The 13647-nt window shown below is 64.8% G+C and carries 12 protein-coding genes; 8 read left to right on the top strand and 4 right to left on the bottom strand.

The genetic code is table 11. From position 1 onward, the window contains the following. Window positions 1-63 precede the first annotated feature (63 nt). Together C4S73_RS25420 and C4S73_RS25415 are read left to right on the top strand one after the other, a co-directional pair. Window positions 64-1032 (top strand): D-2-hydroxyacid dehydrogenase, encoded by a 969-nt coding sequence (locus C4S73_RS25420; RefSeq protein ID WP_103875389.1) that lies wholly within the window; start codon window positions 64-66, stop codon window positions 1030-1032. Window positions 1033-1306: 274 nt separating this feature from the next. Beyond that, entirely contained in the window at window positions 1307-2539 is a 1233-nt protein-coding gene (locus tag C4S73_RS25415) for an MFS transporter (protein ID WP_160115910.1), read from the top strand. Here C4S73_RS25415 and C4S73_RS25410 read toward each other — a convergent pair. Both C4S73_RS25410 and C4S73_RS25405 read right to left on the bottom strand, forming a co-directional pair. Beyond that, window positions 2522-3043 carry a hypothetical protein gene (locus C4S73_RS25410; protein ID WP_103875387.1) on the bottom strand — a complete coding sequence of 174 codons (522 nt, stop codon included), beginning with the start codon at window positions 3041-3043 and terminating at the stop codon, window positions 2522-2524. The two genes, C4S73_RS25415 and C4S73_RS25410, sit on opposite strands and share 18 nt — an antisense overlap. Window positions 3044-3233: 190 nt before the next feature. Further along, complete coding sequence (locus C4S73_RS25405; protein WP_103875386.1) at window positions 3234-4889, bottom strand: GMC family oxidoreductase; 1656 nt, start codon at window positions 4887-4889, stop codon at window positions 3234-3236. A 345-nt stretch (window positions 4890-5234) separates the two neighbouring features. Here C4S73_RS25405 and C4S73_RS25400 point away from each other — a divergent pair, with 345 nt between their 5' ends. From C4S73_RS25400 to terL, 6 genes are all read left to right on the top strand, one after another. Further along, window positions 5235-6623: an ethanolamine ammonia-lyase subunit EutB gene (locus C4S73_RS25400; protein ID WP_103875416.1), complete on the top strand. Its 1389-nt coding sequence runs from the start codon at window positions 5235-5237 to the stop codon at window positions 6621-6623. Beyond that, window positions 6620-7468 (top strand): ethanolamine ammonia-lyase subunit EutC, encoded by an 849-nt coding sequence (gene eutC / locus C4S73_RS25395; protein WP_103875385.1) that lies wholly within the window; start codon window positions 6620-6622, stop codon window positions 7466-7468. Before C4S73_RS25400 ends, eutC begins: the two co-directional genes overlap by 4 nt. 80 nt (window positions 7469-7548) lie before the next feature. Beyond that, entirely contained in the window at window positions 7549-8889 is a 1341-nt protein-coding gene (locus C4S73_RS25390; protein ID WP_244595789.1) for a nucleotide sugar dehydrogenase, read from the top strand. A 606-nt stretch (window positions 8890-9495) separates the two neighbouring features. Further along, window positions 9496-10929 carry a site-specific DNA-methyltransferase gene (locus C4S73_RS25385; RefSeq protein WP_103875383.1) on the top strand — a complete coding sequence of 478 codons (1434 nt, stop codon included), beginning with the start codon at window positions 9496-9498 and terminating at the stop codon, window positions 10927-10929. Then, on the top strand, window positions 10919-11314 hold the full coding sequence (locus C4S73_RS25380) for a DUF5681 domain-containing protein (RefSeq protein WP_103875382.1): 396 nt from the start codon (window positions 10919-10921) through the stop codon (window positions 11312-11314). Before C4S73_RS25385 ends, C4S73_RS25380 begins: the two co-directional genes overlap by 11 nt. Further along, window positions 11307-12749 (top strand): phage terminase large subunit, encoded by a 1443-nt coding sequence (terL, locus tag C4S73_RS25375; protein ID WP_146071506.1) that lies wholly within the window; start codon window positions 11307-11309, stop codon window positions 12747-12749. Before C4S73_RS25380 ends, terL begins: the two co-directional genes overlap by 8 nt. Window positions 12750-12812: 63 nt before the next feature. Here terL and C4S73_RS25370 read toward each other — a convergent pair whose 3' ends face one another. Together C4S73_RS25370 and C4S73_RS25365 are read right to left on the bottom strand one after the other, a co-directional pair. Then, window positions 12813-13181 (bottom strand): hypothetical protein, encoded by a 369-nt coding sequence (locus C4S73_RS25370; protein ID WP_146071505.1) that lies wholly within the window; start codon window positions 13179-13181, stop codon window positions 12813-12815. 28 nt (window positions 13182-13209) lie between these two features. Continuing rightward, window positions 13210-13572 carry a hypothetical protein gene (locus C4S73_RS25365; RefSeq protein ID WP_146071504.1) on the bottom strand — a complete coding sequence of 121 codons (363 nt, stop codon included), beginning with the start codon at window positions 13570-13572 and terminating at the stop codon, window positions 13210-13212. Window positions 13573-13647 lie beyond the last annotated feature (75 nt).

Raw genomic sequence — 13647 nt, 5'->3', positions numbered from 1 at the left:
GCCGGGACAGCGCGTCGCAGCCCCGCTAACGTCGTCACCATCAGGATTCGAGGAACCGCACGCATGGCCTTTCTGCCGCAGGACGATCTGACCATCTGCTTTGCCCACGCCGCCTATCAGATGCAGGCCGAGTTCGCCGGGCGCGGACGGGCAACCAGGAGTTTCGAGGTCCGTTCGCTCGACGAATTCAAGGTCCGCGCGCCCGAAGCCGATGTGATCGTCGTCTCCGGCCTCTGGCGCAACGAATTGCTGGCGAGCCTGCCGCGCCTGCGCTTCATCCAGTCGATCAGCGCCGGCACCGACCAGTTCGACAAGGCGGCGCTGGCTGCAGCCGGTGTCCGTCTCGCCAGCGCGCAGGGGTCCAATGAACGCGCGGTCGCCGAACATGCGATGTCGCTGATCCTGGCCTTGACCCGGCAGATCCATCTCGCCCGCGACAATCAGACGGCGAAATTCTGGCGGCCGATGATCGGCGACCGGGCCAGCAGGGAAAGCGAACTCGGCGGCAAGACCCTGGTGATCGTCGGCCTCGGCCGCATCGGCCTGCGCCTCGCCGCGCTCGCCTCGGCGTTTGGCCTGCGCGTCATCGGCATGCGCCGCAGCCCGGAGCCGCAACCGAATGTCGAGGCGATCGTGCGCCCCGACCAGTTGCACGAGGTGCTCGCCGAGGCCGATATCGTCGCGCTGACCTGCCCGCTGACGCCGGAGACCGAAGGGCTGATCGATGCAGCCGCGCTCGCCGCCATGAAGCCCTCGGCCTTGCTGGTCAATGTCGCGCGTGGCCGCGTCGTCGACGAGCAGGCCCTGCTCGCAGCCTTGCAGGAGGGCCGTCTCGCCGGTGCGGGGCTCGACTGCTTCCATGACGAGCCCTTGCCGGCCGCATCGCCGTTCTGGGCGCTGCCGCAGGTCGTCATCACCCCGCACAGCGCCGGCGAGACGCAACGCTACGAGGCGAATGTCGTCGACGTCCTCCTCGACAATCTCGGCCGGCTGGCCCGCGGCGAAACGGCGTTGCGCAACCAGATCGTCTGAGAAACCCTCTGAGTATTGAGAGCCATCCCGTGGGGATGGCTCCAGTCTGAAAAGCAGGCGGTTGAATCATCGCCTTATCCAGCGCCGTCATCCCGGGCGACCGAAGGGAGACCCGGGATCCATTCCTGAGCATGGCCGATCTGCGTTCCGGAATGGATCCCGGGTCTTCGCTACGCTGCGCCCGGGATGACGACCATCTCTATCAGGCCGAAGTCTCAGGATGAGGGCCGGCACATGTCAAACAGTCCTTGAGAAGCGCAGGCGGAATTCCACGATGGGCTGGCGTCAACTCCCCCGGGTCGGTGGCCCCTCCCTGATCGTGGCGCTCGGCATCACGCAGGTCGTCGGCTACGGCACGCTGTACTATGCCTTCACGGTGCTGGCGCCGCGGATGACCGCGAGCTTCGGCTGGGCGCCCGAATGGACCTATGGCGGCTTCGCGCTGGGCCTCCTGGTCGGCGGCGCGGTTGCGCCGTTCACCGGCCGGCTGATCGACCGCTGGGGCACGCGGATGGTGATGACGATCGGCTCCCTGCTGGCTGGCCTGTCGCTGTTGGCGCTGGCCGAAGCGCGCGGTCTAGCCAGCTATTGCGCCGCGATGATCGCGATTCAGGCGGTCTCGACGATGGTGTTCTACGATGCCGCCTTCGCCGCGCTGACACAGGCGCGGGGCAAGAGTGCGCGCCGCGCCATCAGCCAGCTCACTCTGATCGGCGGCTTCGCCTCGACGTTGTACTGGCCGCTGACGACCACGCTGCTCGGCTCGCTCGACTGGCGGGACGTCTATCGCATCTACGCGCTGTCGCATGTCCTGATCTGCGTTCCCCTGCACCTGCTGCTCCTGCCCGGTCGGGTCAAGCGGGAGGTGGAGGCCGCGGTGCCGGGCGCGCCACAGACGGCTCATCCGCCCGCGGCAGCCTATCTCGTCGGTTCTGAGCGCAGGCGGGCCTTCATGCTGCTGGCATTCGCCTTCTCGCTGCAGGGCTTCGTCATCTCGGCCATGTCCGTGCATTTGCTGACGATGCTTCAGGGACTGGGCTTGAGCGCGGCGGTCGCGGTCGGCATCGGCGCGATAATCGGCCCCTCCCAGGTCGCCGGGCGGCTGGTCGAGATGCTTTTTGGCGCCGCGCTCTCGCCGATGACGACGGCTTGGCTGGCGGCGTCGCTGATGCCGCTGGGCTTCGTGCTCCTGCTGATCGGGGGCATGACCGCGACGCTCGCCGGCCTCTTCGCCATCGCCTATGGCATCAGCATGGGGCTGAGCTCGATCGTGCGCGGCACCGTCCCACTCCAACTGTTCGGGCCCGTGGGGTTTGGCGCGATGATGGGCAAGTTGTCGGCGCCGGGCCTGGCCGTGAAGGCCGCAGCCCCGCTCGCCTTCGCCATGCTGATCGAGCGTGCCGGGCTGACGCCGGCGACCCTCCTGCTCGTGGTCCTGTCGGCGCTGGCGGCTGTGGCGCTGTTCATGCTGGCGCACAACCTGCGACCGTCACCCGGCGCGCAGTGAATGCCACCAGCGCCGGGCCGCGTCCCGCGCCTGAATGGCAAAGCCATAGGCCGCGCTGCTCCTGACCCAGCCGAGCGCCTGCTCGCGCAGACGAACGATGATGCCCATGCTCCAGGCGAGCCAGCTATAGGTCAGAAGCTTGTCGCGGCCGGCATGATAGATTCGCTCGACGATCAGAAAGCTCGCCAGATAGGCGAAACCGAGCACGAGGAGCCCCGCCAGCACCTGATCGCGGGCCATCAGCACGAGGCCAACGATCTTGAGCGGCTCGGCGATCGCGAAGGGGATCGCCAGCGTCAGCAGGATCAGTGCGCGTGGCATGCGGGCGATCGCCGCCTCCATCCGGGCGACGATCCGCAAGCCTGCGAGCCAGCGCGCCAGCGGGCGGTAGAGCGGGCGCGCGACCTCGTCCAGCACGATCAGGACCGTCAGGACGCTCCGGACGATGAAGAACAGACCGCGTGCGATCAGACCTCTTTCGCGGGATGTTTCGGGGGGTGGCATCGCGGCAAATCCTTCAGATATCGCAGCAATTCCTTCAGAGCATGATCGCTTCACGCGGAAACACAGCGTCATCCTGGGGCGCCGGAAAGGCGTCCCGGGATCCATCGTAGAGTGGATCGCCCTACGATGGATCCCGGAGCTGCGCCGCTTGCGCGGCTTGTCCAGGATGACGGGGTGGGGCCGTCTGATATCAGACGGCCGTTGCGCTGCGCGCATCCTCCAGCAGCATCGCAACGCCCTTCTCGGCGATCATCATCGTCGGATTGGCGGTGTTGCCGGAGGTGATGTTTGGCATCACCGAGGCATCGATCACGCGCAGGCCCGTGACGCCGCGTACCCGCAGGCGTTCGTCGACCACGGCCCGGGTGTCGTCGTCGCGCCCCATCCTGGCCGTGCCGACCGGATGGAAGATCGTCGTTCCCAACTGGGCCGCCGCTTCCAGCAGCGCCTCGTCCGAGGTTGCCTGCGGCCCCGGCAGGTATTCCTGCGGCTTGAACCGCGCGAGCGGTCCTTGGGCCACGATGCGCCGTGTCAGCTTCATCGCGTCGACGGCGACCTGCCGGTCTTCCTCGGTCGCCAGATAGTTCGGCGAGATCGCGGGTGCATCCTCCGGGTCCGGGCTCCTGAGATGCACGTTGCCCCGGCTCGTCGGCCGCAGATTGCAGACGCTGGCCGTGAAGGCGTCGAAGGGGTGGAGACCCGAGCCCCAGCTGTCGAGTGACAGCGGCTGGAAATGGTATTGAAGATTGGCGGTGGCGTAGTCCGGCGAGGACTTCGCGAAGGCGCCGACCTGCGAGGGTGCCATGGTCAGCGGGCCGCTACGCAGCGCCGCCCATTGCAGCGCCATCATCGGCCGGCGCCACAGCTTCGCATAATCGCTGTTCAGCGTCTTGACGCCCTCGACCTTGTAGACCGGCCGGAGCTGCAGATGATCCTGCAGGTTCTCGCCGACGCCGGGCGAATCCGCCACGGTCGCGATGCCGAGGCCTTGCAGACGCGAGCCGTCGCCGATGCCCGAGCGCTCCAGCAAGGCAGGGGAACCGACCGCGCCGGCGCAGAGCACGATCTCGCCGGTGACCTCGGCCCTGAGCTTCTCGCCGCCATGGCTGAACTCGACGGCCTTGGCGCGGCCATTCTCGAATACCAGCCGCTCGACCATGACGCGCGTCTCTAGCCGCAGATTGTCGCGGCTGTCGACGAAGGGCTTGAGGAAGGCGGTGAAGGCGCTCAGCCGCTTGCCGCGCCGCTGGTTGACCTGGAAATAGGACGAGCCCTCGTTCTCGCCGCCGTTGAAATCGGGGATCTTCGGAATGCCGGCCATCTCGGCCGCATCGCGGATCGCGTCGAGGATCGCCCAGCGCACGCGCGGATGCTCGACGCGCCATTCCCCGCCCGCACGGTGCAAGCTGTCCGATCCCGGCGCGATATGGTCCTCATGCTTGAGAAAATAGGGCAGCACATCGTCCCAGCCCCAGCCGTTCAGGCCAAGCTGGCGCCAGCCGTCATAATCGGCCGCCTGTCCGCGCATATAGACCATCGCGTTGATGGCCGATGAGCCGCCGACGACCTTGCCGCGCGGATAGGCCAGCGCCCTCCCGCCCAGCCCCGGCTGCGGTTCTGTCTTGAACAGCCAGTCGGCGCGCGGGTTGCCGATGGCGAAGAGATAGCCGACCGGAATGTGGAACCAGATCCAGTCATCCTTGCCGCCGGCTTCCAGCACCATGACCTTGGTGTTCGGATCGGCCGACAGGCGGTTCGCCACCACGCAGCCGGCCGAGCCCGCTCCGACGACGATGTAATCGAAGGTGCCGATCGTCCGGCGCTCGGTATTCTCGTGGTCAGACATGGCGTTCCCTGCTTCTCGGCGGCGGGTATGCTCCCGCTCTATGCTTCAGCGAGGGATAAAGTGCCACGGTGGAGGCGGCAATGGCGGGACAGGGGTTGCGGGTCCATCCCAAAGGCTAAGAGCGCCGTCATTCCGGGCGACCGAAGGGAGACCCGGAATCCAATCCGGAACGCAGGTCGGATATGCCCAGGAATGGATCCCGGGTCTCCCTTCGGTCGCCCGGGATGACCTGAGTGGTGTGAACCTCCCTGATCTGTCGCCGATGCCGGCTCGCCTCTTGCTTGATTGCCCGCGACGGTTGAAATCATCGCGGTGCCCCAGCGGCGCCGGCAGGAGGTTCGGTCGATGAGCTATCGTGTTGCGGTCGGGCGCCAGAGCTACGTCTTCGCCGACCTCAAGGAACTGATGGCAAAGGCGACGCCGCTGCGCTCGGGAGACCGGCTCGCCGGCCTCGCTGCCGGTAGCATGGAGGAGATGATGGCGGCCAGGATCGCGCTCGCCGATCTGCCGCTCAAGACCTTCCTGCACGAGGCGCTGGTGCCCTACGAGACCGACGAGGTCACGCGGCTGATCATCGACAGCCATGACGCGACGGCTTTCGCCGCGATCGCCTCCCTGACCGTCGGCGGCTTCCGCGACTGGCTCTGCTCGGAGGCCGCGACCCCCGAAGTCCTCGCCAGGCTTGCGCCCGGCATTACGCCCGAGATGGCGGCGGCTGTCTCAAAACTGATGCGCAATCAGGACCTCATCCTGGTCGCGCGCAAATGCCGGGTCGTCACGCGCTTCCGCAACACGTTGGGCCTGCCCGGCACCATGGCGGTCAGGCTGCAGCCCAACCACCCCACCGATGATGCTGCCGGCATCCTTGCCTCCACCATCGATGGGCTGTCTTATGGCTGCGGCGATGCGGTGATCGGCATCAACCCTGCCTCCGACAGCCAGGGCCGGATCGGCGACCTGCTGCGCCTGCTCGACGAGGTGATCGCGCGCTTCGAAATCCCGACGCAAGGCTGCATCCTGACCCATGTGACCTCCTCGATCGCGCTGATCGAGCAGGGCGCGCCGGTCGATCTCGTCTTCCAGTCGGTCGCGGGTACGCAGGCCGCCAATGCCTCTTTCGGCGTGACGCTCGCGCTGTTGCAGGAAGGTCTGGAGGCGGGCCGCTCGCAAAAGCGCGGCACGGTGGGCGACAACCTCATGTATTTCGAGACCGGCCAGGGCGCCGCGCTCTCGGCCAACGCCCATCACGGCGTCGACCAACAGACCGTCGAGGCGCGCGCCTATGCCGTCTGCCGGGCCTATCAGCCGCTGCTGGTCAATACCGTCGTCGGCTTCATCGGTCCGGAATATCTCTATGATGGCAAGCAGATCATCCGCGCCGGGCTGGAGGACCATTTCTGCGGCAAGCTGATGGGCGTGCCGATGGGCTGCGACATCTGCTACACCAACCATGCCGAGGCCGATCAGGACGATATGGACACGCTTCTGACGCTGCTCGGCACGGCCGGCGTCAATTTCATCATGGGCGTGCCCGGCGCCGACGACATCATGCTGAACTACCAGTCCACCTCATTCCACGACCAACTCTATATCCGCGAGGTGCTCGGCCTGAAGCGCGCCCCGGAATTCGAGGCCTGGCTTCAGCGCATGGACATCATCGACAAGGCCGGACGCCTGACATTGGGGCAGGGCGGGCAGGCGTTGCTGGCGGCGATGCCCGGGCGGGCGGCATGAGCGAAGACCGCAACGACAATGACAGGCCCCTCTCGGTGGCGGAGCGCTTCGCCGAACTCGCCCGGCTGACGCCGGCCCGGATCGCGCTCGGCCGCTCAGGAGCCTCGCTGCCGACCCGCGAGCTGCTGCGCTTCGGCCTCGCCCATGCGCAGGCTCGCGACGCGGTGCACGAACCGTTTCGCCCGGCCGAAATTGCAGCGGAGATATCCGCGCTCGGGCTGACCTCGATGATGGTCGAAAGCGCTGCCCGTTCGCGCGAGGACTATCTGCGCCGACCTGACCTTGGCCGGTCGCTATCGCCTGAAAGTCGGGCCCTGCTGGAGGCCGCACGAGGCGATTACGATCTCGCCGTGATCATCGCCGATGGGCTGTCATCGACAGCGATCCACCAGAACGCAATACCGCTCGTCGCGGCCCTATTGCCGCTTCTGCAGCGACAGGGTCTCGAACTGGCCCCGATCGCGATCGCTGCCCAGGCCCGCGTTGCGCTGGGAGACGAGATCGGCCAGCATCTCGGCGCCCGCATGGTCCTCATGCTGATCGGAGAGCGCCCCGGCTTGTCCTCCCCGGACTCACTGGGCGCCTACCTGACCTTCGCGCCGCGACCGGGCCTGACCGACGCCGCGCGCAACTGCATCTCCAACATCCGGCCGGGTGGGCTGGCGTTCCAGCCGGCGGCGGTCAAGCTGGCATGGCTGATCGAGCAGGCTCTGCGGCGAGGGCTGACGGGGGTGGAGCTGAAGGACGAGAGCGAGCGGGCGATCGAGGGCCGCATGACGGAGCAGGGGGATGGGACGCTGGGTCTTGCCAAGCCAAGGCCGTCCAAGCCAAGGCTGTCAAATTGACGCCGTCCTGGAACTCTGAAAGGAGCAACCATCGCTAGGGAGGCTGCGCGTTGTGATGCCGCCCCACAATGAGGCTGAACATGACGTCGCCCTCCGCTCGGCGCTTTATTGAACGCGTCCAAGGCCGCACCGCGACGATCGGCATCGTTGGTCTCGGCTATGTCGGCATCCCCTTGGCCGTTGCCGCCCTTCGCCGGGGTATCAAGGTCATCGGCTTCGATATCGACCAGAATCGGGTCGATAAGATCAATGCGGGTACCGCGACGATCAAGCACATCCCGATGGATCTGGTCGTCGAAGGCATCAAGGCCGGCCGCTTTGTCGCCACCAGTGATTTCGACCGGATGTCCGAACCCGACGCTTTGTTGATCGCCGTGCCGACCCCGCTCTCGCGTCATCGCGAGCCCGATCTCTCCTATGTCGTCAAGACGACCGAGGCGATCGCCAAGCGGCTGCGGCCCGGGCAATTGATCGTGCTCGAATCGACCACCTATCCCGGCACGACCGACGAACTCATGCGGCCCATCCTCGAGCAAGCGACCGGCCTGAAAAGCGGCAAAGACTTCTTCCTCGCCTATTCGCCGGAGCGCGAGGACCCCGGCAACGCCCAGTTCGGAACCTCGGACATTCCAAAAGTCGTCGGCGGTGATGGGGCCGATGCGCTCGCCATGGCCGATGCGCTCTATTCGGCTTTGGTCGTGCGGACCGTGCCGGTCTCATCGACCGCGACGGCTGAGGCCGTCAAGCTGACCGAGAACATTTTCCGGGCCGTGAACATCGCGCTCGTCAACGAATTGAAGCAGGTCTACGCCGCGATGGGCATCGACATCTGGGAGGTCATCGAAGCCGCCAAGACGAAGCCGTTCGGCTACATGCCGTTCTATCCCGGCCCGGGGCTCGGCGGCCACTGCATCCCGATTGACCCGTTCTACCTGAGTTGGAAAGCGCGCGAATTCGACATCTCGACGCGCTTCATCGAGCTCGCCGGGCAGGTCAATACGGAGATGCCCTATCGCGTGATCGATCGGCTGGCAGAGCTTGTCGATCGACATTTGCACAAGAGCTTCAGCGACACGCGCGTCCTCGTGCTCGGCATCGCCTACAAGAAGAACATCGAGGACATGCGCGAGAGTCCCGCATTGAAGCTGATGGAATTGATCGAAAGCCGCGGTGCGCAAGCCGCCTATCACGATCCTCATGTTCCGGAGATCACCCCGACACGCAAGCACGGGAGCTTGGAGGCGAGGCGCAGCGTCGACCTGACACCTGAAACGCTTGCATCATTCGACGCGGTTCTGATCGCGACCGATCATGACGAGGTCGATTACGCGCTGGTCGTCCGACAGGCCAAATTGGTCGTCGACACCCGCAACATCTGCGCGCGATTGGGCTTGGACGGCGCGCATCTGTTCAAGGCTTGAGGCGGTTGCCGCGATCGCTCCGGATGAGGCGCGGTTGAGTTCAGGGTGGGCCGCCCATTGAGATCCTGGCGGCTTGGGCCGCCGGCAACGCTGCCTGAAGTGCCAGTGAGCTGCGATCGGACGCAAATTCCCTGCTTTCAGGGAATTTTCAGGGAATTCGGGCCGGTTGCTCGGCCGATATAGTGCGAGCTGGCCTCAAAAGCCGTTGTTATGCAATGAACTGGGTCTGTAGGGCGGCGAAAGCGAGCAGGGAATTTCCTTGGACGTTGCAGGGATTTTTCGTCAGCCATGCAGGGAAACTGACCCGGCTGCCGCACCTCATTTTACCCTCGACAGCAGGCGGGTAGCTGACGAAGACACTGTACTTGTTGATGTTTTTTTAAAATCCCTCTTGCGGATTGGGTGATCGCACGCTATCTCGGAAATGGCCGCAATCGCTGCGGCCTAAGCCCAACCGATCTGATCGGGTTGAGGACCCTTTGAGCTAGGCAGCACTTCATTGAGCAGTCCTCGTTCGCTACCATAACCGTAAGCGCTATTGCGCTTGTGGAACGGCGGCGACGTGGGTGCTCATTGACTCGGTCGATCTCCTCAAGGAGACGACATATGACCTCTATCCCCAACTCTTCGCCGACCGTGCGCGCTCGCACGCGCACCGCGCCGCTCGATGGCGGTATTTCGGCGCTCGCACTCGACAAGGCGCTGGCCTTGAAGGTGACGAAACGCCCGCTCAGCGAGCTGAAGCCGTCGCCGCGGAATGCACGCACGCATTCCAAGAAGCAGATCAACCAGGTCGCTGACAGCATCCGGGTTTTCGGGTTCGTCAATCCGATCCTGGTCGATGGCAATAACGAGATCGTTGCTGGTCACGGCCGTTACGCGGCCGCCAAGCTGTTGGAGATGACCAGCGTTCCGGTGATCTGTCTCGATCACCTGACGCCCGACGAGATCCGCGCCTATCGGATTGCGGATAACCGCCTGGCCGAATCCGCTGGCTGGGACGATGAGCTGCTCAAGCTGGAGCTTGGCCACCTCGTCGATATCGAGTTCGAGGTCGAGCTGACCGGCTTCGACACCCCGCAGATCGAGTTCCTGCTCAGCGGCGAACACGCCGTCCAGAAGGCTGATCCGGCCGATGAGGTCGCGCCCGTCGCCGAACAGGCCGTGACCCAGCTCGGGGATCTGTGGCTGCTTGATGAACACCGCGTCTTCTGCGGGGATGCCCGCGAGCGCGCGAGCTATGAGAAGCTGATGGGTGGTGCGCTGGCTCAGATGACCTTCACCGACCCGCCCTATAATGTCGCGATCGACGGTCATGTCGGCGGGCTCGGAAAGATCAAGCACCGGCCCTTCGCGATGGCCTCGGGCGAGATGAGCAAGGCGCAGTTCACGGCCTTCCTCAAAGGCGTGTTTGGCGAGATCAAGGGCGCCTCGCAGGATGGAGCGCTGGTCTACACCTGCATCGATGGTCAGCATTTCCACGAGATGCTGACCGCGGGCCACGAGGCCTTCGACGAACTCAAGGCTGTGATCTGCTGGGCCAAAACCAACGCCGGGATGGGTTCGCTCTACCGCGCACAGACCGAGCTGATCCCGTTGTGGAAGGTGGGCAAGGCCGCCCACGTCAACAACATCGAGCTCGGCCGGCACGGGCGTTACCGCACGACCCTGTGGACCTATGCGGGAGCTAACGGCTTCCGCAAGGGGCGCATGGAGGATCTCGCCAGCCATCCGACGGTGAAGCCGTGCGCGATGGTGATGGAAGCGATCAAGGACTGCTCCAAGCGCAATGGTATCATTCTCGACGTGTTCGGCGGAAACGGGACCACGCTGATCGCCGCGGCAAAGACCAAGCGGTGGGGCTATCTGATGGAGCTCGACCCGCTCTATGTCGACGTTGCCGTCAAGCGCTGGGAGACGTTGTTCAAACGCGAGGCGCGGCACGCCGAGACCGGCTTGACCTTCGCAGAGATGGCCATGCTGCGCGACCAGGCTGCCGCCGGCGCCACCCAGAACATGGGAGGCTACGATGTCGCGTGACGAGGATGCTGAACCGGTCGGCTACAAGCGTCCGCCGAAGCAGAGCCAATTTAAGAAGGGCCAGAGCGGCAATCCGTCAGGCAAGCCGCGGCGCGCCAAGTCGGCTGCTGTCGATGAGCGGGAGGCTGTCTTGAGCCGGATCGTGTCCACCCGGATCAACGGCAAGGTCGTGCGGATTACGGCACGGCGCGCGCTTTATGAGAAGGCCGTGGACATGGCCTTCAAGGGCGACATGCGCGCTCTCGCGCTGTTGTTGAAGCTTGACGGGTGCAACGACAACGACGCGCAGGCGATGGCGGAAGATCACAACGCCGCCGAGGAGGAGGCTTTGATCGCGCGTTACCTGGCGCGACGGGCGAAAAACGAGGGAGGCGCAGGTGAGTGAGCGCGCCACCTTGTTGCAGGCGATCTTGCGACGCGATCTGGCGAGCTTCATCGCGCAGTGCTTTGGCACGCTCGAACCCGGCACGCCCTATCTCGATAATTGGCATATTCACGCCATCGCCTACCAGCTGATGCGGGTCTGGCGGGGCGAGTGCAAGCGGCTCATCATCAATGTGCCGCCGCGCTCGGCCAAATCGATCTGCGTCACCATCGCTTATACCGCCTGGGTGATGGGCCATGATCCGCGCAAGCGGGTCATGGCCATCAGTTATGCCAACGAGCTCTCGCGTAAACACGCTGTGGACTTCCGCAGTGTGGTCACGACAGCTTGGTTCAGGGAGCTTTTCCCTGATTTTGAGATGGCAAGTGATCGCGAAGGCGAGCTGGTGACGAGCCAGCGAGGCTCGCGTTTCGCGGGTTCGGTCGGGGGCTCGGTGCTTGGACGTGGCGCCGACCTCATCATCATCGATGATCCGATCAAGGGGTTGGACGCAGCGCTTTCAGCGGCCGAACGGCGGCGCGTCACAGAGTTTTACGACTCCACCTTGTACTCCCGCCTGAACGACAAGCTGCACGGCGCCATTATCATCGTGATGCAGCGGCTCCATCAGGACGATCTGGTCGGGCATGTCCTGAACAAAGAAGAGTGGGAGCTGCTGACGATCCCCGCCATTGCCACCGAGGATTGTCACTATCGTCTGGGCGATGGGCGCGAGGAGGTTTACCGCCGTCGTGCAGGCGAGGTGCTGCACCCGGGTCGTGAACCCGCCGAATGGCTGGAGGCGGCTAAGCGCAATCTGGGGATGCAGAACTTTTCGGCGCAGTATCAGCAAAACCCGTTGCCGGCCGAAGGCAACGTGATCAAGCGCGACTGGCTGCGTTATTATGACGTGAAGCCAGAAGCATTCGAGTGCGTGATTGCGTCGTGGGATACAGCCTCGACGATCGGAGAAACCTCCGACTGGTCGGTTGGCACGCTCTGGGGCGCGATAGGGCAGGAGTACTATCTGCTCGACGTGGTCCGCGGCCGCTGGGAGAGCCCCGAGTTGCGCCGCCGGATGATCGAGGTCGCCCAGGCGCATGGCGTTAATGCAACGCTGATCGAGGAGACAGAACTGGGTCGGGCGCTGTCGCAGGATCTGCGGCGGACCGGCCGGCTCTTCCCCCTCCTCCAGCAGGCGCGGTTTGATAAATTCGCACGGCTGCAGGCGCAGGCCGCGCGGTTTGAGGCGGGCCAGGTGTATCTGCCCCGGCAGGCCGATTGGTTGGCGAGCTATCTGGCGGAGCTTTTGGGATTTCCCGCTGGCAAGAACGACGATCAGGTCGATTCGACCAGCCAGGCGCTCAAATACCTGACGGCGCGCACGCCGGTCGTGCGCGAGCGACCTCAAAGGGTTGTCCGACCGCAGTCGCGGTTCAGGCAGGCCGGCTTGTAAGCCGGCCTGTTTTTCTTCGCGTGGAGGGCGCGCGAGCTTGGGGTCGAAGAGCTGCGCAGAAATTCAGTTTGGCACGGTCATCAGCGTCATCGTGTAGTTGCGCTGGGCCATGCAGCCGACCATGATCTGCCGCAAGGCGTTGTTACGCTGGCCCTCCTTCATGCCCGCCTCCATCGCATCAGCCAGACTGCGACCCATATAGATCGGTGCGGCCATCGCTTGCGCCTTGGCGACCTCGCCCTTGCAGATTGCATCATCCTGTTGGAATTGGGCGACCGCCGCCGCATCAGCGCGGCCATCCAAGCGATTGAAATTCATCACGCTTCGGGTTGTGCAGGCCGATAGGGGCAACGCCAGGATGGCGGTTGCGAGCCACAGCCGCGAGCGCGCGGCGATTGGCATGCGAAAAGGCGGGGCATAGAGGCTCGTCACGATGTCTTTCTCCTAAGGGTGGGTGGGGTCAGTGCTCGTCACGACGCCAGGCCGCGGGCTTGACGAGGGGGCGTGATGCCGATCGCTGCGGTTGAGAGAGGCCAAAGCCGGCTCCCTTCAGACGTTGGCCGGGCCGGATGCCAAAGTGCTTGGCCTCCCGACGCTTGGCTTCGGCGATATCGGCGAGATCGGTCGCGGTCTTGCCGCTGGGCTGGCGGTGGCAGCAGTCGCGGCCAAGCACGCGTCCATCGCTGATCTCGAGGCCCGCGCTCTTATCGACGATGAGCGCCTCAGGGATGATGTGGTCGAACTCGATCGCCTTGCCGGTGATGTTGAGACCACAGCCCTCGCAGAGAATGCGACCGTTGCCATCCAGAGCGCGCTTGATCATCGTGACCTTCTGAGCCCGCGTGAACTCGCGTCGCATGGCACTGCGGCCTCGGAAAGAGGGTTGACCGGCGGGTCC

The organism is Allobosea lathyri (genome assembly GCF_900108245.1).
GTDB classification, from domain to species: Bacteria; Pseudomonadota; Alphaproteobacteria; order Rhizobiales; family Beijerinckiaceae; genus Allobosea; species Allobosea lathyri.
Note: the sequence above shows the minus strand (reverse complement) of the source record. Positions and strands in the feature narration are given on the sequence as shown.